At 71.4% G+C, this 22,481-nt stretch carries 20 protein-coding genes and 1 tRNA gene; 19 read left to right on the top strand and 2 right to left on the bottom strand.

Features of this window, described 5'->3' with window-relative positions:
- Positions 1–105: 105 nt before the first annotated feature.
- The 19 genes from AB0J90_RS25150 to AB0J90_RS25060 all read left to right on the top strand — a co-directional run bounded on the left by AB0J90_RS25150 (position 106) and on the right by AB0J90_RS25060 (position 19,867).
- A complete protein-coding gene (locus AB0J90_RS25150) occupies positions 106–1,911 on the top strand; it encodes a CTP synthase (protein ID WP_363599717.1) in 1,806 nt (601 codons plus the stop codon).
- Positions 1,908–2,522 (top strand): NUDIX hydrolase, encoded by a 615-nt coding sequence (locus AB0J90_RS25145; protein ID WP_363599715.1) that lies wholly within the window; start codon positions 1,908–1,910, stop codon positions 2,520–2,522. The genes AB0J90_RS25150 and AB0J90_RS25145 overlap by 4 nt, the downstream gene beginning before the upstream one ends.
- A gap of 329 nt (positions 2,523–2,851) precedes the next feature.
- Positions 2,852–3,967, top strand: coding sequence for an alanine dehydrogenase (ald, locus tag AB0J90_RS25140; protein ID WP_363599713.1), 1,116 nt, complete (start codon positions 2,852–2,854; stop codon positions 3,965–3,967).
- A 37-nt stretch (positions 3,968–4,004) separates the two neighbouring features.
- Positions 4,005–5,006, top strand: coding sequence for a site-specific tyrosine recombinase XerD (locus tag AB0J90_RS25135; RefSeq protein ID WP_363599753.1), 1,002 nt, complete (start codon positions 4,005–4,007; stop codon positions 5,004–5,006).
- A 187-nt stretch (positions 5,007–5,193) separates the two neighbouring features.
- Positions 5,194–6,123: a ParA family protein gene (locus tag AB0J90_RS25130; RefSeq protein ID WP_363599711.1), complete on the top strand. Its 930-nt coding sequence runs from the start codon at positions 5,194–5,196 to the stop codon at positions 6,121–6,123.
- A 22-nt stretch (positions 6,124–6,145) separates the two neighbouring features.
- Positions 6,146–7,348, top strand: a complete 1,203-nt coding sequence (locus AB0J90_RS25125; RefSeq protein ID WP_363599709.1) for a segregation/condensation protein A — start codon at positions 6,146–6,148, stop codon at positions 7,346–7,348.
- Positions 7,345–8,295: an SMC-Scp complex subunit ScpB gene (scpB, locus tag AB0J90_RS25120; RefSeq protein WP_363599707.1), complete on the top strand. Its 951-nt coding sequence runs from the start codon at positions 7,345–7,347 to the stop codon at positions 8,293–8,295. The genes AB0J90_RS25125 and scpB overlap by 4 nt, the downstream gene beginning before the upstream one ends.
- Positions 8,282–9,112 carry a pseudouridine synthase gene (locus AB0J90_RS25115; RefSeq protein WP_363599705.1) on the top strand — a complete coding sequence of 277 codons (831 nt, stop codon included), beginning with the start codon at positions 8,282–8,284 and terminating at the stop codon, positions 9,110–9,112. Before scpB ends, AB0J90_RS25115 begins: the two co-directional genes overlap by 14 nt.
- A gap of 393 nt (positions 9,113–9,505) precedes the next feature.
- Positions 9,506–10,186: a (d)CMP kinase gene (gene cmk / locus AB0J90_RS25110; RefSeq protein WP_363599703.1), complete on the top strand. Its 681-nt coding sequence runs from the start codon at positions 9,506–9,508 to the stop codon at positions 10,184–10,186.
- Between the two features lie 64 nt (positions 10,187–10,250).
- The gene (gene der, locus AB0J90_RS25105; RefSeq protein ID WP_363599701.1) at positions 10,251–11,651 is read left to right on the top strand and encodes a ribosome biogenesis GTPase Der; all 1,401 of its coding nucleotides are present in this window, start codon (positions 10,251–10,253) and stop codon (positions 11,649–11,651) included.
- A gap of 247 nt (positions 11,652–11,898) precedes the next feature.
- Positions 11,899–11,972, top strand: a tRNA-Pro gene (locus AB0J90_RS25100).
- Between the two features lie 660 nt (positions 11,973–12,632).
- Positions 12,633–14,105 (top strand): ricin-type beta-trefoil lectin domain protein, encoded by a 1,473-nt coding sequence (locus tag AB0J90_RS25095; RefSeq protein WP_363599699.1) that lies wholly within the window; start codon positions 12,633–12,635, stop codon positions 14,103–14,105.
- A 133-nt stretch (positions 14,106–14,238) separates the two neighbouring features.
- Positions 14,239–14,526, top strand: a complete 288-nt coding sequence (locus tag AB0J90_RS25090; protein ID WP_363599697.1) for a hypothetical protein — start codon at positions 14,239–14,241, stop codon at positions 14,524–14,526.
- Between the two features lie 40 nt (positions 14,527–14,566).
- Positions 14,567–14,848, top strand: coding sequence for a hypothetical protein (locus tag AB0J90_RS25085; RefSeq protein WP_363599695.1), 282 nt, complete (start codon positions 14,567–14,569; stop codon positions 14,846–14,848).
- A gap of 87 nt (positions 14,849–14,935) precedes the next feature.
- Complete coding sequence (locus AB0J90_RS25080; RefSeq protein ID WP_363599693.1) at positions 14,936–15,622, top strand: hypothetical protein; 687 nt, start codon at positions 14,936–14,938, stop codon at positions 15,620–15,622.
- Positions 15,623–15,625: 3 nt separating this feature from the next.
- Positions 15,626–18,337, top strand: a complete 2,712-nt coding sequence (locus AB0J90_RS25075) for a hypothetical protein (protein ID WP_363599691.1) — start codon at positions 15,626–15,628, stop codon at positions 18,335–18,337.
- Positions 18,334–19,092, top strand: a complete 759-nt coding sequence (locus AB0J90_RS25070; protein ID WP_363599689.1) for a hypothetical protein — start codon at positions 18,334–18,336, stop codon at positions 19,090–19,092. Before AB0J90_RS25075 ends, AB0J90_RS25070 begins: the two co-directional genes overlap by 4 nt.
- Complete coding sequence (locus tag AB0J90_RS25065; RefSeq protein WP_363599687.1) at positions 19,089–19,550, top strand: YbaB/EbfC family nucleoid-associated protein; 462 nt, start codon at positions 19,089–19,091, stop codon at positions 19,548–19,550. The genes AB0J90_RS25070 and AB0J90_RS25065 overlap by 4 nt, the downstream gene beginning before the upstream one ends.
- Complete coding sequence (locus tag AB0J90_RS25060; RefSeq protein ID WP_363599685.1) at positions 19,550–19,867, top strand: hypothetical protein; 318 nt, start codon at positions 19,550–19,552, stop codon at positions 19,865–19,867. The genes AB0J90_RS25065 and AB0J90_RS25060 overlap by 1 nt, the downstream gene beginning before the upstream one ends.
- A gap of 919 nt (positions 19,868–20,786) precedes the next feature.
- On the opposite strand, the gene AB0J90_RS25055 is transcribed toward AB0J90_RS25060, so the two are convergent.
- Both AB0J90_RS25055 and AB0J90_RS25050 read right to left on the bottom strand, forming a co-directional pair.
- Entirely contained in the window at positions 20,787–21,305 is a 519-nt protein-coding gene (locus AB0J90_RS25055) for a hypothetical protein (protein ID WP_363599683.1), read from the bottom strand.
- A 21-nt stretch (positions 21,306–21,326) separates the two neighbouring features.
- Positions 21,327–22,427: a hypothetical protein gene (locus AB0J90_RS25050; RefSeq protein ID WP_363599681.1), complete on the bottom strand. Its 1,101-nt coding sequence runs from the start codon at positions 22,425–22,427 to the stop codon at positions 21,327–21,329.
- Positions 22,428–22,481 lie beyond the last annotated feature (54 nt).

Here is a 22,481-nt window from a genome sequence, read left to right as displayed (position 1 = left end):
GCGGGTCGCAATGGTGTTACCGTGCAATCCCGTGGATCGCGTGATCATTTTCCTGATCAACACGACGGTCTGCACGACCGCAACGGACGACCACGGGAGCAGGCGTTGGCGCCATCAGCACGGACGACCAAGCACATTTTCGTCACCGGGGGCGTCGCCTCCTCGCTCGGCAAGGGCCTGACCGCCTCCAGCCTCGGCAATCTGCTCACGGCACGCGGCCTGCGGGTGGTGATGCAGAAGCTGGACCCGTACCTCAACGTCGACCCGGGCACGATGAATCCGTTCCAGCACGGTGAGGTCTTCGTCACCGAGGACGGTGCCGAGACCGACCTGGACGTCGGCCACTACGAGCGGTTCCTCGACCGGGCCCTGTCCGGCAAGGCGAACGTCACCACCGGCCAGATCTACTCGGCGGTGATCGCGAAGGAGCGTCGCGGGGAGTACCTCGGCGACACCGTCCAGGTGATCCCGCACATCACCAACGAGATCAAGGCCCGGATCCGGGCGATGGCCGACGCCGACGAGGACGGCCGTACGCCGGACGTGGTGATCACCGAGGTCGGCGGCACCGTGGGCGACATCGAGTCGCTGCCGTTCCTCGAGGCGATCCGCCAGGTACGCCACGACATCGGCCGGGACAACTGCTTCTACCTGCACGTCTCGCTGGTGCCGTACCTGGCGCCCTCGGGCGAGCTGAAGACCAAGCCGACCCAGCACTCGGTGGCGGCGCTGCGCAACATCGGCATCCAGCCCGACGCCATCGTGTGCCGGTCGGACCGGGAGATCCCGGACACGCTCAAGCACAAGCTGTCGCTCTACTGCGACGTCGACCGGGAGGCGGTCATCGCCGCCCCGGACGCGCCGAGCATCTACGACATCCCGAAGGTGCTGCACAACGAGGGCCTCGACGCGTACGTCGTACGCCGGCTCGGGCTCTCCTTCCGGGACGTGGCCTGGCACGGCTGGGACGACCTGCTGGAGCGGGTGCACCACCCCCACCACACCGTGCGGGTCGCGCTCGTCGGCAAGTACGTAGACCTGCCGGACGCGTACCTGTCGGTGAGCGAGGCGATCCGCGCGGCCGGCTTCGGCCACCGGGCGCGGGTCGAGCTGCGCTGGGTGCCCAGCGACGAGTGCGTCAGCCCGTCCGGTGCCGCCGCGGCACTGGCCGGCGTGGACGGCATCGTCATCCCCGGCGGCTTCGGCGTACGCGGCATCGAGGGCAAGATCGGTGCCTCGCGGTACGCCCGCGAGAACGGCATCCCCATCCTCGGGCTCTGCCTCGGCCTGCAGTGCATGACTATCGAGGTGGCCCGTCACCTCGCGGGGCTGGAGGGGGCCAACTCGCTCGAGTTCGACGAGCAGGCCAGCCACCCGGTGATCGCCACCATGGCCGACCAGGAAGACATCGTCGCCGGCAAGGGCGACCTGGGCGGGACCATGCGGCTGGGGGCGTACCCGGCGAAGCTCGCCGAGGGTTCGCTCGTCGCCCAGGCGTACGGCGACACCGAGGTCAGTGAGCGGCACCGGCACCGGTACGAGGTGAACAACGCGTACCGGGACGCGCTCACCAAGGCCGGTCTGCAGATCTCCGGCACCTCGCCGGACGGCCGGCTGGTCGAGTTCGTCGAGCTCGACCGGACGCTGCACCCGTTCTTCGTGGCCACCCAGGCGCATCCGGAACTGAAGAGCCGGCCGACCCGCCCGCATCCGCTGTTCGCCGCGTTCGTCGGTGCCGTCGTCTCGTACTCGGCCGCGGACCAGTTGCCGGTGGAGCTGGGCGGGCCGACCGTGGCCGCGGCGGCCGACCCGGAACAGATCGGCGGCGACGGCATCGAGCCGGCGCGGCAGGCCCCCAGGGCCGGCCAGAACGGCACGGGACGCTCGGCGAAGGCGCGGTCGACGTCGTGACCGCCCCGGCGTCCGGCGCGCACCGCTACGAGGTGCGGTCCCGGACGGAGCGCTACGCCGGCCGGATCTTCTCCGTGGTCACCGACGAGGTGACCATGCCCGGTGGCGGGGTGGCCCCCAGGGACTACGTACGGCACGTGGGCGCGGTCGGGGTGGTCGCCCTGGACGACGAGGGCCGGGTGGTGCTGATCCGGCAGTACCGGCACCCGATCGGCCGGATGCTCTGGGAGCTGCCCGCGGGCCTGGTCGACGTGGCGGGGGAGGCGTTGCCGGCGGCCGCCCTGCGTGAGCTGGGCGAGGAGGTCGACCTCGACGCCGGCCGGGTGGACCTGCTGGTCGACCTGCACACCTCGCCGGGCGCCTCGACCGAGCTGATCCGGATCTTCCTGGCCCGGCAGCTCACCGAGTTGCCGGCGGCGGACCGGCACGAGCGTCGGGACGAGGAGGCGGACCTGGAGGTGGTCCGGGTGGACCTCGACCGGGCGGTGGAGATGGCGCTGGCCGGCGAGATCACCAACGCGGCCTGCGTCGCCGGTGTGCTCGCCGCGGCCCGTGCCCGGGATGCCGGTTGGGCCCCGCTACGCCCGGCCGACGCCCCGCTGCCCGGCTGACCGTCCGCCCCGCTGCCCGGCTGACCGTCCTCGGTCGCCAGCGTCCGGGCTCTGTCGAGATCCCGAGCATGATCCGGGAGGCCGGTCCCACCGTTTCGCGCGGGCGGGGCCGGCCCTCCGGCGTTGGTACGGGTGTGGTCGGCCACGGCGGCACCCGGCGGGCCTGACACATCGTCAAGATCAACCATCACTGGCTGTCACAATGGCGGCTGCCCGACCCGCCGCGCGGTTCTAGACTGCCGCCGGTGGTACTGCGGACCGCGGCGGCAACGGAGCCGGTCGCGCGCAACGGCCGGGGCACGTCGACCCCGGAAGAAAGGTGTCTCATCGTGAAGGTCGGAATCCCACGCGAGGTCAAGAACCACGAGTACCGCGTGGCGATCACCCCGGCGGGTGTGCACGAGTTCATCCGGGGTGGCCACGAGGTGTTCGTCGAGGCCGGAGCCGGGATCGGCTCGTCGATCACCGACGACGAGTTCGTCACCGCCGGTGCCACGATCCTCGACACCGCGGACGAGGTCTGGGGCGCCGCCGAACTGGTCCTGAAGGTCAAGGAACCGATCGCGCAGGAGTACCACCGGATGCGTCCGGGACAGGTGCTCTTCACGTACCTGCACCTGGCGGCGTCGAAGGAGACCACCGACGCACTGCTCGACCGGGGTGTCACCGGCATCGCGTACGAGACGGTGGAGACCGCCGACCGGGCGCTGCCGCTGCTCGCCCCGATGTCCGAGGTCGCCGGCCGGCTCGCCCCACAGGTCGGCGCGTACCACCTGATGCGCTCCGGTGGCGGGCGCGGCGTACTGATGGGCGGCGTCTCCGGCGTCTACGCGGCCAAGACCGTCGTCATCGGAGCCGGCGTCTCCGGCATGAACGCCGCCGCGATCGCGCTCGGCCTGCAGGCCGAGGTGCTGCTGCTCGACCGCAACGTCAACCGGCTGCGCCAGGCCGACGCCATCTACCGGGGCCACCTGCAGACGGTGGCGTCCAACGCGTACGAGATCGAGCGGGCCGTGCTCGACGCGGACCTGGTCATCGGCGCGGTGCTGGTGCCGGGTGCCAAGGCCCCGACGCTCATCTCCAACGAACTCGTCTCCCGGATGAAGCCCGGCAGCGTGCTGGTGGACATCTCGATCGACCAGGGCGGCTGCTTCGAGGACTCCCGGCCGACCACGCACGACAACCCGGTCTACCCGGTGCACAACTCGCTGTTCTACTGCGTGGCGAACATGCCCGGCGCGGTCCCGCACACCAGCACCTACGCGCTGACCAACGTCACCCTGCCGTACGCCCTCGAACTGGCCAACCACGGCTGGCGCGAGGCGCTGCGCCGCGACCCAGCCCTGGCCCTGGGCCTCAACACCCACGAGGGTCAGGTCACCTACGGCCCGGTCGCCGAGGCGCACGGCATGGCCAGCGTCGCCCTCGCGGACGTGCTGGCCTGAGCCGCCGCACCCCGCTGACGCCGAAAGGGATCGGAGCCTGACCGGACGAGCGCAGGAGACCGGAGACGGGGCGACACCGCAACCGTCTCCGGCCCTGCGCCGTGCCGTACGCGGCTACCTCGACCACCTCACCGTCGAACGTGGCCTGTCGGCGAACACGCTCTCGGCGTACCGCCGGGATCTGGACCGTTACCTGGCCCACCTTGCCGGCAGCGGGGTCGACGACCTCGCCGCGGTCGCGCCGGCCGACATCACCGGCTACGTCGCCCGGTTGCGCGACGGCGACGAGCGGCACCCGCCGCTGTCCGCCGCCTCGGCGGCCCGCGCGGCCAGCGCGGTACGCGGCCTGCACCGGTTCGCCCTGCGGGAAGGGCTGGTCGGCGAGGACGCCAGCCGCGACGTCCGACCCGCCGTGCCGACCCGGCGGCTACCCAAGGCACTGGACGTGACCGAGGTGATCCGGCTGCTGGAGACCGCCGTACCCGCCGACGCGGCCGGCGCCGACGCGGCGCTGGCGCTGCGGGACCGGGCCCTGCTCGAATTCCTCTACGGCACCGGCGCCCGGATCTCCGAGGCGGTCGGCGCGGCCGTCGACGACCTGGACCTGCCCGCGGAGGGGACCGCGGTACTGCACGGCAAGGGAGGCAGGACCCGGACCGTGCCGATCGGCGGCTACGCCACCGAGGCACTGCGCGCCTACCTCACCCGGGCCCGGCCGCTGCTGGTGGCCGCCGGCCGGGGCACACCCGCGGTCTTCCTCAACAACCGTGGCGGGGCGCTGTCCCGGCAGAGCGCATGGACCATCCTCCGCCGGGCGGCACAGCGCGCCGGCCTGCCGGTCGACGGCCCGCGCGCGGTCTCACCCCACACCCTGCGCCACTCGTACGCGACCCACCTGCTCGACGGCGGCGCAGACGTACGGGTGGTCCAGGAACTGCTCGGTCACGCCTCGGTGACCACCACCCAGGTGTACACGTTGGTGACAGTGGAGCGGCTGCGCGAGGTGTACGCTACTGCGCACCCCCGAGCCCGAGCCTGACCGGCGGATCTACCCTTGGCTTCTGCCGCGTCGACACGCCGGCCCGGTGCCCGCGGGGGTGACGGGACGTGGCGTACAGTCGGCATCGGCGCGGGCCTCCTGGGGCGGCAATCGAGGTTCGTAGCGGCGCCGCGCGGGACGCCAAACGGCTCCGGCGCGCAGTCGTCGGAAGGGGGCGGACAAGCACATGGCTGGCAACGGTGACCGAGCCGAGGCGTGGACCTCCACACTCCGTGAGCAGCAGTCGGCCTTGGATTTCGGCAACGACCTCGCCCCCGCGGACCCGACCGCGTACACCATGCGCAAGCCCATCCCCGAGCCGATGCCGACCGACCGGCACGGGCCGGCCCGGATCCTGGCGTTGGCCAACCAGAAGGGTGGTGTGGGCAAGACCACCACCACCATCAACCTGGGCGCCGCGCTGGCCGAATACGGCCGCAAGGTCCTGCTGGTCGACTTCGACCCGCAGGGCGCCCTCTCGGTCGGGCTGGGCGTCAACCCACACAACCTCGACCTGTCGGTCTACAACCTGCTGATGCAGGACGACGTCACCGCCGAGGACGTACTGATCAAGACCGACGTGGCCGGACTGCACCTGTTGCCCGCCAACATCGACCTCTCCGCGGCCGAGATCCAGCTGGTCAACGAGGTCGCCCGGGAGATGGCCCTGGCCCGGGTGCTGCGTACGGTACGCAAGGAATACGACTACATCCTGATCGACTGCCAGCCGTCGCTGGGCCTGCTCGCGATCAACGCGCTGACCGTGGCCCACGGCGTACTCATCCCGCTGGAGTGCGAGTTCTTCAGCCTGCGCGGGGTGGCGCTGCTGCTCGACACCATCGACAAGGTCCGCGAGCGGCTCAACTTCGACCTGGAGTTGGAAGGCATCCTCGCCACCATGTACGACAGCCGTACCACGCACTGCCGGCAGGTGCTGCAACGCGTGGTCGAGGCGTTCGGCGACAAGGTCTACCAGACCGTGATCACCAAGACCGTGAAGTTCCCCGAGTCCACCGTCGCCGGTGCCCCGATCACCACGCTGGACCCGGCGTCGTCGGGTGCGCGCAACTACCGGCAACTGGCCCGCGAGGTGATCGCGCAGCAGGCCGAGCGGTAGCCGACCATTGCCCACCCAACCCGTGGACTACGGTGCTCGGGTGACCGCCCAGCCCGTCGAGCCGCCGCCGGTTGACGAAACCGAAGCCGACGCCGCGCATCCGGACGCCGTCACCCCACCCGCCGCCCCGCCGGACGAAGCCGCCGCCGCGCCCGCCGAGGAACCGGCGACCGGATTCACCGTACGGCTGGCCAACTTCACCGGCCCGTTCGACCTGCTGCTGCAGTTGATCGGCAAGCACAAGCTCGACGTGACCGAGGTCGCCCTGCACCAGGTGACCGACGAGTTCATCGCCTACATCCGGGCCATGGGCGACGAATGGGACCTCGACGAGGCCAGCGAGTTCCTGCTCATCGCCGCGACCCTGCTCGACCTCAAGGCGGCCCGGCTGCTGCCCGCCGCCGAGGTCGAGGACGAGGAGGACCTCGCCCTGCTGGAGGCGCGCGACCTGCTCTTCGCCCGGCTGCTGCAGTACAAGGCGTACAAGGAGGCGGCAAGTCACATCGCCGGCCTGGAGGCCGTCGGCTCCCGCCGCTACCCGCGGCAGGTCACCCTGGAGGAGCGGTACGCGCAGGCCCTACCCGACCTGGTCCTCGGCATCGGGCCGGCGCGGCTGCTCAAGATCGCGATCAGGGTGATGACCCCGAAACCTGTACCGGTGGTCTCCATCGCGCACATCCACGAGGTACGGGTCAGTGTCCGGGAGCACGCCGCGATCCTGCGGGACCGGCTGCGCCGGATGGGCACCGCGACGTTCCGGCTGCTCTGCGCCGACTGCGAGACGACGCTCGAAGTGGTGGCCCGGTTCCTGGCCCTGCTCGAGCTGTACCGGGAGGGCCTGGTCGGATTCACCCAGGAACAGGCGCTGGGCGAGTTGACCGTACGGTGGACCGGCCCGGCCGACGGTGGCGCCGAACTCGACATCGACGAGTACGCCGGGTCGCCCGTACCGCCGGACCAGCCGGCATCGCCCGACCAGCCCGCATTGCCCGACCAGGCCGCCTTGCCCGATCAGGCCGCATTGCCCGACCAGGCGGCGCCGCTCGATCCGCCGGAGCCCTCGGTCGCGGCGCAGGCGTCGGATCCGGCGGCGGCGGACGAGCCGGCGGCGGTGGCTGCTGTCGGTGGCGACGGGGCTGATCCGGGGGTGGATGTCGAGGAGACGCCGCCCGGCCCGGCACAGGGAAGCAGTGGTTCGACGGCGCAGGAGGACGTACCGCAATGACGAGCGACGAGCGTCGGGACGCCCCGGACTCCCTGGCCGACCAGGCCGCTGCCTGGGTGCCGCCATGGGCCCGTTCGGCGGCGTCCCCGGCCGAGCAGCCGGCGCCCCCGTCCGACCCCGTCGCTGTCGACCCGACCGAGGAAACGGAGGATTCCGCCGGTGTCGAGGCGGTGGCGGATCCGGTCGAGCCCGTCGAGGCGGCTGTGGCCCCTACCGACGCGGTCGATCCTGCCCGTGCGGCGGTCGATCTTGCGGACGTGGTTGATCTTGCGGACGTGGCCGACGGCGCCGGTGTGGGTGATCCTGGGGAGCTGACCTCGGAGCCGGTTGACGCCGAACCGGTGGTGGGGGGCCCGGCGGAAGCCGTAGGGCAGGGATCGTCGGAGGCTGCGGCGCTGGTCGACGACGACGAACTGCGGGCGGCGATCGAAGCGATCCTGCTGGTGGTCGACGAACCGGTCGCGGAGATCGTGCTCGCCGAGGTACTGGAGCAGCCGACGAATCGGGTCGCCGCTATGCTCGAACAGGTGTCCGGTGACTACACCGCTGCCGGGCACGGCTTCGACCTCCGGCGCGCTGCGGGCGGTTGGCGGCTCTACACCCGTCCGGAATACGCCACCTACGTCGAACGGTTCGTACTCAACGGGCAGGCGATACGACTCACCCAGGCTGCGCTGGAGACGCTCGCGGTGGTGGCCTACAAGCAGCCGGTCACCCGGTCACGGATCTCGGCCATCCGAGGTGTCAACTGCGACGGGGTGATCCGTACCCTGGTCTCGCGTGGCCTGGTCGAGGAGTGCGGCAGCGAACCGGACAGCGGTGCCTTCCTCTACCGTACGACGACCATGTTCCTGGAGAAGCTCGGGCTGAACACGGTCGACGAGCTTCCCCCGCTGGCCCCGTTCCTCCCCGACGACCTGGAAGAGATAGCCGATGCCCCGCGATGACAGCCGTACCCGTGTGACCCGCGCCGCAGGGAGGGCGAGTGGTCCATCGAGTGGCGGCGGTGCCCAACGGGGAGAACCGGACGCACGGGAGGGAACCGAGCGGCTGCAGAAGGTGCTCGCCGCCGCCGGAGTCGGCTCCCGTCGGGCCTGCGAAGACCTGATCTTCCGCCGCCGGGTCACCGTCGACGGCCGGGTCGCCCAACTCGGCGACAAGGTCGACGCCGCCACGGCGGTCATCCACGTCGACGGTGAGCGCCTGGTCACCGACACCCGCCTGGTCTACCTGGCGATGAACAAGCCCCGCGGGGTCGTCTCGACCATGGCCGACGAGAAGGGGCGGTCGGCACTCGCCGACTTCCTCGACCGGGTGGAGGAGCGGGTCTACCACGTCGGGCGGCTCGACGCCGACAGCGAGGGACTGCTCCTGCTCACCAACGACGGGACCCTGGCCCACCGGCTCATGCACCCCTCGTACGGGGTGTCGAAGACGTACCTGTGCGAGGTGGCCGGGCCCCTGCCCCGCTCCGTCGGCCGACGACTGCAGGCCGGGGTGGAACTCGAGGACGGTCCAGCACAGGTCGACTCGTTCAAGCTGATCGACACGCTCGGGCGTACCGCCCAGATCGAGATCACCCTGCACGAGGGACGCAAGCACATCGTGCGCCGGCTGCTCGACGAGGTGGGGCACCCGGTGTCGCGGCTGATCCGTACCGAGATCGGACCGATCCGGCTCGGCGACCTGCGCGCCGGGCGTACCCGTCGGCTGACCAACGCCGAGGTGGCCGCGCTGTTCAAGGCCGTCGACGTCGACGACTGACCCCCGATAGGGCGCCTTTGACGCCTGAGCGGGGACGGCCGCGCCCGGGGTCGGGTGGGACCGAGGCGTCCGTACCCCGTGGTCGAGCCCGCCGAGTGGGCCGGTTCGGTGGCTGTATCCGTACAGCTGGTCGGTTTCGGGACAGGGTGACCCGCGACGCAGCTCGCCGGCTCGGCACCCACGGTGACCGGGGCAAGAAGATCGTTGATGTTCGGCGGGGGAGCGGCGGACCGTTCCCCGGCGTGGTCTGCGTCGCGCCTACTGAGGCGCACGCGGGCCGGTCGGACCGACGGGGCATGATGGACGACGACGAGTGGACGAAAATCCGCCCGGCTGGCCGACTGGATCGGCCCGCTACGGCGTGTACGTCCCCGAACTGGCGAAGGAGGAACGGTGGCGGAAAAGGTACGGACCGGGCGATGTGTGGTCGCCGTGGACGGCCCGTCCGGTTCAGGCAAGTCCACCGTTTCCCGGCGGCTGGCGAGCGCGCTCGACGCCCGTTATCTCGACACCGGCGCGATGTACCGGGCGATCACCTGGGCCGTGCTGCGCGCCCAGGTCGACCCGAGCGACGCCGACGCCGTACTCAAGATCGCCAGTGAGGTCGACCTGGGGATCGGGGTGGATCCTGACGCACCGTGGGTGAGCGCCGACGGGATCGCGCTCGACCAGGAGATCCGTGGCCCGGAGGTGACCGCCGCCGTGTCCGCCGTGTCCGCCGTACCGGCCGTCCGGGAACTCCTGGTGGCCATGCAACGCGGCATCATCTCGGCCGCCGAGCGGATCGTGGTCGAGGGCCGGGACATCGGTTCGGTCGTCGCACCGGACGCCGACCTGAAGGTCTACCTCACCGCCTCCGCCGACGCCCGCGCCCGGCGACGCAGCGCCGAGTACGCCGCCGACGTCAGCGCCACCGCCGCCGACCTGGCCCGCCGGGACCAGCTCGACTCGACCCGGGCAGCGGATCCGCTGCAGCAGGCCGACGACGCGGTGGTGCTCGACACCACCGCGATGAACATCGACGAGGTCGTCACCACGCTGCGTGACCTGCTCGACGGCAAGGTGGACGCGTGAGCGCCCTGAACAACCGGCCCTGGGCCGTCTCCAACAGTGTCAACGAGCGGAACGAGGCAGTGGCATGAGCCCGGACGATGGCTGGATCGAGCTGCGAGAGCCCGATCTCGAGGTCGAAGAGACCGGGCCGGTACCTGTGGTGGCGGTCGTGGGCCGCCCCAACGTCGGCAAGTCCACGCTGGTCAACCGGATCATCGGGCGCCGCCAGGCGGTCGTGGAGGACGTACCGGGGGTGACCCGGGACCGGGTGCCGTACGACGCCCAGTGGTCCGGACGGCAGTTCACGGTGGTCGACACCGGCGGATGGGAACCCGACGCCCGGGACCGCGCCGCCGCCATCGCCGCCCAAGCGGAGATCGCGGTCGCGACGGCCGACGTGGTGCTGTTCGTGGTCGACGCCGTCGTCGGTGCCACCGACGTCGACGAGGCCGCCGTACGCATGCTCCGGCGCAGCGCGAAGCCGGTGATCCTGATCGCCAACAAGGTGGACAACGCCGCCACCGAGGTCGAGGCGACCTCGCTCTGGTCACTCGGCCTCGGCGAACCGTTCCCGGTTTCCGCCCTGCACGGACGTGGCGCCGGTGACCTGCTCGACGCGATCCTCGACGCGCTGCCGGACCCGCCGCCGATCAACGAGAACGGCCCCCGGGGCCCCCGCCGGGTCGCGCTGGTGGGTCGGCCGAACGTCGGCAAGTCCAGTTTGCTCAACCGGCTTGCCAAGGAAGACCGGGCGGTGGTCGACGCGGTGGCCGGCACCACCGTCGACCCGGTGGACAGCCTGGTCGAGATCGGTGGCGAAACCTGGCAACTCGTCGACACCGCCGGCCTGCGCAAGCGGGTGGGCAAGGCCAGCGGCACCGAGTACTACGCCAGTCTGCGTACCGCCGGGGCGATCGAGGCCGCCGAGGTCGCCGTGGTCCTGCTGGACGCCTCCGAGCCGATCAGCGAGCAGGACCAGCGGGTGCTGGCCATGGTCACCGAATCCGGCCGGGCCCTGGTGATCGCGTTCAACAAGTGGGACCTGGTCGACGCCGACCGGCGGTATTACCTGGACAAGGAAATCGAGCGGGAACTGCGACGCATCCCGTGGGCGATCCGGGTCAACGTCTCGGCGAAGACCGGACGGGCCGTGGACCGGCTCGCGCCGGCGCTGCGTACCGCCCTGGCGAGCTGGGAGACCCGGGTACCGACCGGTCAGCTCAACCAGTGGCTGACCGCGCTGGTGCAGGCCACCCCGCACCCCGTACGCGGTGGGCGGGCGCCACGGGTGCTGTTCGCCACCCAGGCCGGCACCAAGCCGCCCCGGTTCGTACTGTTCACCACCGGGCCGCTGGACGCCGGCTACCAGAGGTTCGTCGAGCGCAAGCTGCGCGAGGAGTTCGGCTTCGAGGGCAGCCCGGTCGAGGTGTCCGTGCGGCCGCGCAAGAAGCTCGGCCCAGGTGGCCGAGGCAAGGCCCACGGCTGATCCCGTACGCCTTGCTTGGTGCCCCGTCTGCCGCCGGCCAGAGCGTGAAGTAGCAGGGTCGGGCCATCCGCCCGGCCCTGCGTCGTTCCCTCCACCGCCCCCCCAGTATCCGCCTATCTTCCTAGGATGGCGTAGGGGGTGTGGGGGGGTTCGACAGGGTGGTGAAGCGGCTAGGGGGCGTGCGCGAGGGTCGGGGAGGCTGCGCTACGCTGTAGCGGCTGTCGCACCGAGAACTAAGCGGTAGCAACGGGACGTGGCGCAGTTTGGTAGCGCACTTGACTGGGGGTCAAGGGGTCGTCGGTTCGAATCCGGCCGTCCCGACAGACAAAAGCCCCGACCAGCGAAAACGCTGGTCGGGGCTTTAATCTTTGTCTATGCGTGGTTGGCGCTGAGGCGTTCCAGGATTTCGGAGACGTTCGGGGCTTCGACGGGCTTGGCGATGCAGTGCATTCCGGTGACTTCTTCGTTGGAGCGTTCAAGCCTGTGTCGCGGCGCTCTTGGTGAACCGCCCGGATCTTTGTAGAGACCTTCCCACTCGGGAAGGACCGAGAGATGGTGGGAACGAAGCCGTATCCGCAGCAGTAGCGGGAGCTCGCCGCGTGCGTTACTTCGCGCTCGACGGCACCGGCCACCGGGCCCACGCCGAGCAGGACATCCCGATCGGCGACTACATCCGATGGCGCAACCAGCGAGCCGCCCGAATCCAGACCCGCCACAGAATCTACGATCCGCCACCCCGATTACCCGTTCAAGGCTGTATGACGAGGCACTAGCTGGTTGACCCGCAGGCGTGTCCGACGACCCGTTGTCGGGTGTTGGCCGCCTGCTCAGCCCGTGTCCGCGCTGCCGACAGCACCCCCGGCCGCCGGTGAACCGGCCAGCCGCGGATCTCGTTGCAGGTGCGTGGCGTCGTCGTCAGGAGGGCGGAACGTGCGGGTTCGTGGAAGGTTCCGGCGTGGTCGTGGCTGGGCAGCCGGCTGTGTGGCGGCCGGTATCGTAGCCGCCGCGGGCATCGGGGTGGCCACGTACGCCGACGATGGCGAGCTGGTCGGGCGGTCGCTGTCCGACGACCAGATGTCGGCGGTGCTGTCCGCGGGACACGCCTGCCCCATGCTGTCCTCGGCTCGGGTCGCCGGGCAGTTGATGGCCGAGTCCGGCCTGGACGCGAGCGCTGCCCGCACGGTGTCCGGTGGCAGCGGGCTTGCCGGTCTGGACGACCGGCAGTGGCGGCGGTGGACGCCGTGGCCAGGCGCGACGCGCGTCGACGCGTCCGCCACCGTGGCCGCGCTGTCGCACCTGATGTGCCAGATCAGCGGTGAAATCCGGCAGTCTGGCGTGGATGGCGACCCATGGCGGCTTTCGCTGGCCGGCTTCCTGGCCGGCGTCCCGGTGGTGACCGAGGCCGGCGGGGTGCCCGACGCGGCGAGCGAGTATGTGAACCGGGCCGCCGGCTACGCGACCTATTACCAAGGCCTGCCGCATTTCGCGGACGCCGGCACCGTATCGGTCACGGCCGGGCCGGCGCCCGACGCGGTACCGCTGCCCGATGCGCTCGTGCCCGCGATCGCCAGCGCCGGCCGGCGATGCCTGCAGGTCCCCGCCGCCGCGCTCGCCGGACAGGTGATGGCCGTGTCCGGGTTCCGGACGGACGACATCGCCGGCATGTCGCCGGAGCTGTGGCAGCGGTACGCGCCCGCGAGCGCGTCGCCGCAGAACGCCGAGGATGCGATCGGCGTACTCGGTGTGGCCATGTGCGGGCTGGCGCACGAGCTGGCCGGACTGCCGGGCGACCCGTACCTGCTCGCACTCGCTGCGTGGCGCGCAGGCGAGGACACCGTCCGGCGGGCCGGCGGTGTCCCGGACGCAATGACCCTGTCCTTCCTGGAACGGGTCCGCCGGTACACCGACTACTACCGGCTCGATACCCGCCTGAGCACAGTGCCCGCCCCCGCGCCGCCGTCCGCATCCCTCGCCCCGCCGAGTGTCCCGGCGCCCACCCTGGCGCAGCGGACCACGGCGCCGCCCAGACCGTCGCAGAAGCCCGCGACACCCCGGCCTACCACGGTCCGTCCACCCTCGGGAACGATGTTCGCCCACGAACAGTCTGGCAAGTGCCTGGACGCGGGTGCGGGGACCGATCTGCTGGCCTCCCGCGTCGAACCGTGCGACCCGTCCTCGGTCTCGCAGCGCTGGCAGGTCCGGGCGGACAGCACGATCCGATCCGCCCGTAGCGGGCTCTGCCTCGACGTCAACGACAGCGGCGTCACCGAGGGCACCATCGTGCAGACCGCCAGGTGCAACGGCGCCGCCACCCAGCGCTGGACCGTCCGCGACAGCGCTGTGATCAGCGCGGTGAACGGCGGTATGTGCCTGGACACCGGCCTGGACTGGACGACCACGGTCATCTGGACCTGCGTCTATCACGACAAGCAGACCTGGCGGCCGATCACCTGATCCAGCCGCCTGTCCCGGCGTGAGGGAAACCCCCAGAGAACGTCTCGCAACGCCTTCGGACGGCCCTGCGCCCGCCCGCCGCCTGGTTGTCTGGCAGTGCCCAGCGATCACCGGCGCACAGGAGGCAAGCAGTATGGCGATCACCGATATCACCCCTGAGGACATCGAGAACGCCGCCAAGAACCACGACACCGCCGAGCAGGACCTCGACGCTCAGCGTACGGGTCTGGACACGACCGTGAACGACCTCTACTCGGCAAACAGCGGCGCGCTGATGCAGAAGTTGAACGAGGTCCAGGACGCCTGGAGTGTGGACATGCGCCTCATCCTCGACAAGCTCGTCGACTGCGCGGAGTACCTGCGCGTGTGCAAGGACGAGCTGGAGCTGCTGAACCAGGACCAGGGCGCTTCCCTGACCTGATTCTCGTCGTTCCCTCAGATCTCAACAAGGAGGTTCCCCGATGTCGGATTTCATCAAGTACGACTACGCCTCGATGGACGTCGCGTACGACGAAATGAAGCGCATCTCGGACAACGTGCTCGCCCAGCTGGACGTCCTGCAGCAGGAGGCACGCAAGGTCCTCGCTTTCAACGGTGACTACGTCTTGAACTACGACGCCAAGGCTCAGGTCGTCCGGGATGGAGTCACCGAGCTGAACGACAAAACGCTCACGCGGAGCAACGACCTGGCCGAGAAGTTTGCCGACTACCAGGCGACCGACAAGAGGCTCGGCGCCATGTAGCCCGCGCGGGCGGCGGGGGAGTCCCTGTGCCTCTGCCGCCGCCCGTACCGCGGAGCGCACGCATCGGCCTGGAAAGGAGCAAGAAGCATGGCCAGCTCGGACAGCACCGAGATCGACCTCGCGGCGTTGCGCGACGCGGCGAAACAGATCGAGGGCCTCATCACCGACAGCAGCATGACGATCTTCGAGACGGCGGCGGACACCAGCACCCTGGAGGCCGGCAAGCTCGACGCCGCGCAATGGCTCGAGGCAGTGGTCGCCGACCGCGGCGCCGGGCTGCGCCAGCACGCCCTCGACCTGCAGGCATCCTTCGTAGCGCTCGGCGAGCGACTGCGCAGCATCGCCGACACTTTCGAGCAGCAGGACCAGGCCAACGCCGACTCGCTGCAAGGCAAGGCCATCGACGAGATCGAGGCGTGGACCGGATCCGTCGGCGCCCTCACCATCCCGCCGGCCGAGGGCGAGGAAACGTACGACAGCGGCGACAACACCAACCGCGACGGCGCGCGGCTCGGTTTCGAGGTAGACCCCATGACCGGCGAGGCGAAGAAGGCCGAGGACGGGACCGTCTCGGTCACCCTGCCGGCGCCCGAAGACCTGAACGTCACCGTCTTCCCCGACACGTCCATCACTCCGGACGTGGTCTTCGCCGACACCGAGGTCCTCGACTTCGACTACGAGGGCGGGTTCTTCACCGACGGTAAGAACAACGACTCGGTGCCGCAGAACACCAGCTTCACCACGGACATCACGCCCGAGGACGACGAGAAGTAAGCCATGCCTGAGGACTCCGTCGGCTCACTCCAGACGCCCGCCCCGCGGGGACAGACTTTCGCCTCGCTGCACGTATGGACGGACCTGCATCCGTACGTCAGTGAGCTCGTGGACAACACGGCCGAGACCGGCAACGCCTGGCACGACGCGGGCGCGGCCTTCGACAAGGCCGCCGCCGAGCTTGCCCTCATCAACGACGAGTTCGACCGGATCAAGACGGCACTGGACCCGGGCTTCGTCGGCAAGGCGGGTGACGCTTTCCAGGAACGGACGACGGAGCTCCTCAATCACAGCCGCGCGGTGCACGACCGGCTGGACGGGTACGGGCAGCTCGTCGGCGACGTCGGGCACGACATCAAGGTGTTCGCCACCGCCTTCTGGGAGGCGGTCGAGACGTTTCACCAGCTCACCGACCAGCAGGAGGAGCTGTTCGAGCAGGCGGTGTACAACGCCTACAACGCGGTCGAGATGTCCCCGCCAGCGGACATGCTGCAGAAGGCGCGCGACGCGGCGTACCAGATGGTCGAGCAGAACATCATGATGCCGCACATGCGACAGCTGCTGATGACGTTGAGCGACAAATACGTGATCAAGGGTGAGGCGATGGATCCCCTGGAGATCACGCCGCCGAACGTCTTCACCAGCGCCGCGGCGGACGACTCGTCGTCGTCCTCCACTTCGTCCGATGACGACTCGTCGTCGTCCTCCGACGATGACGACTCCTCGTCGTCGGGCGACTCCTCCTCGGGCGACTCGTCGTCGGACGGCTCAGGCTCGGAGTCTTCGTCAGATGGTTCCGGTTCGGAGTCCTCGTCGGGCGACGATGCGGCGAAGCGGGAGGAGGCCGAGTCTCGGGCGGAGGAGTCGATCGACGACCTGGAGGCTGCCGCGCCGGACGACAGCGCGGAGAAGTCCGGTGGATCGGCTGGCGGCTCGTCCGGTAGCGGCCTCGGCGACACCGCGCTGGAGGGCAGCGGGTCCGGCGGCGAGTCCGGCTCGGGTTCCGGTGGCGGCTCGGGTTCCGGCGGTGGTGAGACCGGCTCGGGTTCCGGTGGCGGCGAGGCACAGCGGCAGGCCGCTCTGCAGGACGCGCAGAACGCCGCGAACGACGCGATCGACGGCCTGATGAACTCGGGCGGAGAGACGTCTGGAACTGGCAGCGGTGCGTCGCCGGGCGGGGAGACGTCCGGCGCTGGCGCGGGCGGTGGCATGCCGGCTCTGGGCAGCGGCGGCGGGAGTCAGGGGTCCGGCAGTTCGGGTGCCGGCAAGGGCAGCGGCGGGGGCAGTCCCGGCGGGGGCCTCGGCAGCAGCCCGGGCAGCGGCGGCGGTAGCCCGAGCAGCGGCGGCGGTAGCCCCGGCAGCGGGGGCGGCATGCCGAGCGGAGGGTCGGGCAGCTCGGGCGGCGGCAAGGGCAGCACGGGCGCAGGTGCCGAGCAGGCACGCCAGAAGGCGCTGGACGACGCGCAGAAGGCGGCCAACGACGCGATCGAGGGCCTGCAGTCGGCCGGCGGCGGCATGCCGGGCAGTGGCTCCTCGGGAGGCGGTCTGCCGACCGAGTCCTCCGACCCGGCGAGTGGCGCCGGCGGCACCGACCCCGGCACCGGCACCGAGACGGGTGGCGGCGGGGAGTCGTCCGAGTCCGCGCGGCAGCAGGCCCTGGACGACGCGAAGAAGGCTGCGGACGACGCGATCGCAGACCTGTCGTCGGGGATGCCCGGTGCTGGGACCGGCTCCGGAAGCGGTCCGGGTTCTGGTAGCGGTCCGGGTTCTGGCGCTGGTCCCGGATCGGGCAGCGGTCCGGGCTCGGGGAACGGTCCGGGCTCCGGATCGGGCGGTCCGAGTTCTGCCGCCGAGCGGCAGCAGGCGCTCGACGACGCCCGGCAGGCCGCGGGCAGGGCCATCGACGACCTCATGGGAGCGGGAGGGGCCAGCACCGCCGGGGAAGCTGTGCAGGACGCCCGGGATGCGGCCAACGCCGCCATCGACGAGCTGCTTGAGCAGAACGAAGCCAGTGGCGCTGACCAAGACTCCAAGGAGCAGCGCCGCGACGCGCTCGAGGAGGCCCGGGACGCGCTCGACGACAGCCTGGAGGAGATGGCCCGCTCGGCGGGTGGCAACCTGGATCCGGAGGATGCCCTGCACGACGACGCCGTCGGCGATGCCCGGGAGGCGCTCAGCGCCGCGATCGACGACCTGATCGCGGATGCCGAGGCCCGACCCGGCGAAAGCGCCGAGGAGAAAGCCCGGATCGAGGCGCTGGAACAGGCCCGGGAGACCGCGACCGCGGCCCTCGACGACCTCGTCGAGGAGAACGGCGTGCACACCGGGGAGGGCCGGCCGACCAGCCTCGCCGACTTCCTCAGCGGAGCCGGTTCCGGCGGAGGTGTGGGCGGCGGCTCGGGCTCGCCGAGTGGGCTGGGCTCGGCCGGGGGCGGCGCGGCCGCCGGTGTGGCACCCGCGGGTGGTGCGGGCATCGCCGGAGGGACACTCACCGACCTGCGCCCAGCCGTCCCGGCGGCGCAGGCCGGCCCGACCGGCCCCGGCGTCGACCCGTCCGCCGGTCAGGGTATGCCGATGATGCCGCCAATGGGCCAGGGCCACGGGCACCAGGCGCCGCGCGACCGGGAACGCAGCATCTGGCTGGAGGGCGACGACGACGCCTGGGAGGAACACGGCGACGGGGCCTCCGCCGAAGCGATCGGACGGCCGTCGTGACCGTACACGTCACTACGCTGGAAGAGGCGGCTGCCCGGCTGAGTACCACGCCGCCCGCGTGGCTCTACGCCACGGCGGACCGGTTCGAGGACCGCCGCCAGGCATTCGCGGAGCTCGGCGACCGGTTCCGGCGGGCCCTGCGGGACGCCGAGGACGCCTGGCGGGTGACCGGCCCCTCGTCCCCGGTGCCGGCATCGACCGCTCACATCGCGGCGGTGCTCGACCAGCTTGCCGCAACCGACTTCGCGAGCGCGCTGCGCCGGGCCGGCGATTCGCTGGCCGATGCCCGCGACCGGCTGAGCGAGCTGGTCGCCCGGCAGGCCGCGGACCGGCAGGCGCGGCCCAGCTCGCACGACGTACAGGGCCAGGTGGTCCTGTACTCCGCCGACGCGGCGCTCGTCCAGGCCGGGAACGACCTGCCCGCGCCGCCCCCGGTCACCGCGACCGGTCGGCAGCTGACCGGGTCGGCGCCCCCCAGCGTCGAGCTGTTCGCCAGCGACCCGGACCCGGACCGGGACATCCCACCCGCCCCGCCGGGCGCCGCATCCCCCGGCGCCGGGGCGCCCATGATGCCGATGATGCCGATGAATGGGATGGGCATGGGGGTCGGCGCGGTCGGGGCGCAGCAGCGCGAGCGGCGCGTGACCGTCCCCGCGCCGGTCGATCCCGGACCCTGGGCCGAACCGGAAGGCTGGGGGACCCTTGGCCGCGGTCGGCCCCCGACACCCGTACGCCCCGAAAGGAGCCCGTCATGACCGACCAGAGACACCCCGGCGCCGGTGACGCGACCGCCGGCTTCGAAGCCGCCCTGGAGACGCTCGCCGAGGAACGGAAACGTCTCGGGCGCATGCACGAGCGGATGGCCCACGGCACGACGATCACGTCGAAGGACCGCATGCTGTCGGTGACCATCAACGGCCGCGGCGAGATCCTCAAGCTGACGTTCGCGAACACCCGGTACCGCCAGATGGCCCCGGCCGAGCTGGCCTCCCTCATCACCGAGACGATCGCGGCGGCCCGTGCCGAGACCCTGACCCAACTCGCCGACGTCGCTGGCGACGAGGTGCTGCCCGGCATCTCGTTCCGGGACCTGGCCGGCGGCGCGGTCGGCCTGGACCAGGTGGTGAACAGCTTCCTCAGCGCCTCCTTGGATGTCCTGCCGCCGGACGCGGTGTCCGCCGCCGACCGGGCGCGGTTGCGAGGGGACAGCTGATGCCCGAGATCACCTCCGCCGACGTACCAGGTGTCCACGGCATGGCCGACCGTCTCGGATCGGCGGGCGACCGGCTCGCTGACGCGCTCAAGGGTCTGCAGCGCGACCTCGGCGCCGTGCACGGCTGCTGGGGTGACGACGAGCCGGGCAAGGCCTTCGAGGGCAACTACGTCGGTCCCGCCGAGCAACAACTCGCCGACATCGACACCACGGCCGAGACCCTCGGCGTGGTCGCCGACAACCTGCGCCTGATCGCCGACGCGTTCCAGCAACTCGACGCCGAGGGCGGCGGCGTGCTGGAGCTGCGGAACGAGTAGAGAACGGCGCGGAGGACCAGATGGCGGAGGATTCCGGGCCCGGGGTGGTCGACCTGCCCCCCGACCTTCAGCGGCTGCTGAAGGTCGTGGTCGGCATGGAGTGGCCGGAGGGCAACGAGGCGCTGCTGCGGCGAATGCACCGGCTGTGGACCGACCACGGAGACGTCCTGCGGGCGCTGCGGGACGACCTGCCCGGGCTGGCCCGCTCCCTCGGAGACGCCATGGCGGGGTCGGCCGCCGCCACGTACACCGATCTTGTCCGCCGCGATCTCCCCAGCGTCGTCGATGCCTTGACCAGCGTCGTCGAGGACCTCGCCAAGACGTCGATGAACGCCGCCGCGGACATCCAGAAGTCCAAGGTGACGATCATCGTGCAGCTGATCGTGCTTGCGGCGTCCATCGCCTGGCTGCTGGCCACCCTCTTCGGTGCCCTGTTCATCCCGGTGGTGGTCGCGACCGCGCGGGGCATCCTTTACGCGATCCTCCGGACACTGATCACGGAGATCGCCACCGAGGTCGCCATCGGCTTCGGCGTGGACCTCGCCACCCAACTCGCCCAACTCGCCCGCGGCCTGCGCGTCGGCGGTCTGGACACCGACTCGCTGCTGGTCTCCGGCGTGGGCAGCGTGATCGGTGGGGTCGGTGCCGGCGCGGGTCGCCTCCTCGCCGGCGAGGCTGCCCGGCACCTGGCGAACTCGTGGACGAACACCACCCGGAGCATTACCGGGGACGGGCTGCGGGAGATCACGGACATCCGGTTCAAGGGCGCGTACGGTGCCATCTCCGCGACCGCGCAGGGCGTCGGCGGGGCTGTCGCGGACGCGAGCACCGGCGCGATCTTCGGCCAGTCGTTCAACTGGGGCTCGGTGACCGCGGCGGCGATCGGCGGCGCGTCCGAGGGCGGTCCGTCCGCGGGCGGTCACGGCGGCGGCGTGAGCGGGGTGACGCTGCCAGACGTGGACGGTCTTCCCACATACGAGGAGGCCGTCGGCGAATCCGACACGAAGCCCGGCGACCAGGTCGGGGAGAAGCCCGGCGACGACGTCACGGAAAACCACGGCGACGACCTTCCCACGGGGGACATCTCGTCTGCTGAGAAGGACGCACGGTCCGGTTCGGACGACGCGGCGAAGACGGACTCCTCTCCGGTGTCGGACTCTGCCGTCGAACAATCCATAGCGGAGAACGCATCCGGCACCGTCTCGGTGCCTTCACCGCTGGCAGGGTCGTCCGCGACCACGGCGGGCCTGGCGGCGGCCTCCAACGGAACTGTGCCAACTTCAGCCGCGCCGGTCCCGACGTCCACGGTTCCGACCTCGGCGTCAACCGGCACGGCGTCGACCGGTGGCGCTTCGGCGGCGTCGGCGTCGCCGGTCTCCGCTGCGGGACCGGCTCCTACAGCCGCTCCCTCCACCGGCGCGAGTTCCGGGGCCGCCACGGGACCATCGGCCGGATCGGCTCAGACAGGAGCCACATCCGCAGGGTTCGCCTCGGGCGGGACCACACCGGCGGCTTCCGGGTCCGGTGTGCCCGCGGGTGTCGCGGCCGTCAGCACGCCGGTCGCGACGGTCGGCGGAGCGTCGGCGGGACAGACCGGCGGTGCCGCGTCGACCGGTTCGGCAACGATGCCCACGTCGGCATCGCCGAGTAGCACGTCCGCGGGTGGGGGCGGATCTTCTCCGGCCACGCCCGGCGGCGGCACCTCGCCGGATCCGGTGTCAGGTAGCCTCGGGTCGCAGGGGTCGGTGGGAGACGATCCGGGCTCGACCGGGGCGGCGGCCCAGGGCACGGAGTCGGCGGCTGCCGGTCCTTCCATAACGGCGATCCACGGCGAATCCCCTGCCGCGACGGCTCTCGGCAGCGGTGTCGCAGGCCCGACGGCGAGCGAGAGCAGCCCGTCGACCGCAACCCCGGAGGGTGCGTACACCGCGTCCGGTCCGGCCGACGACCGGCAGCCCGTGAGCCCGGCGGCGGTCACCCCCGCCACCGGATCACCCACCGCCGCCCCGGCCCCGGGCATCCCGGCGGCGACCACGCCGGGTACGGCGGTGCCTGGATCGGCTGTTACCACGTCGCCGGCCACGTCAGCTCCATCGCTCACCACCGCACCGTCGTCGACACCGACGAGCACAGCACCTCCGCCGGTGGTCGGCGGAACGCCACCCGCGACCACCGGCGTACCACCATCAGCCACCGCGACACCGGCGGCCACCACACCGGCAGCCTCCACACCGGCGTCGGGGCCATCGGCGCCCACCGGTACGCCGACGTCCGCGACCCCGCCCCCGACGGGTACGCCGCTGTCGACAGCGACATCCCCGCCTACCCAGGTCCCGACAACCACGTCAATGCCGACGGCTTCGCCGACTTCGGCGTCCGCCCCGACTTCGGCGTCCGCCCCGACTTCGGCCGCCGGCTCGACGCCGACGGCTACCTCGACTTCGGCGGCTACCCCGTCCTCGGTGGCGTTGCCGACGTCGACCGCCAGCCCGCCGGCGATGGCAGCATCCACATCGGCGGCCACCCCGTCTTCGGTGGCTGCGCCGTCGCCTGCTGCCACCCCCACCTTGCCAGCTACCCCGACGCCGACCGCCGGGCCGACGCCCACCCCGTC

Origin of the sequence: Micromonospora sp. NPDC049523 (genome assembly GCF_040676775.1) — a bacterium.
In the GTDB taxonomy this organism is placed as follows: Bacteria; Actinomycetota; Actinomycetes; order Mycobacteriales; family Micromonosporaceae; genus Micromonospora_G.
This window is presented reverse-complemented; position numbering and strand designations above follow the sequence as displayed.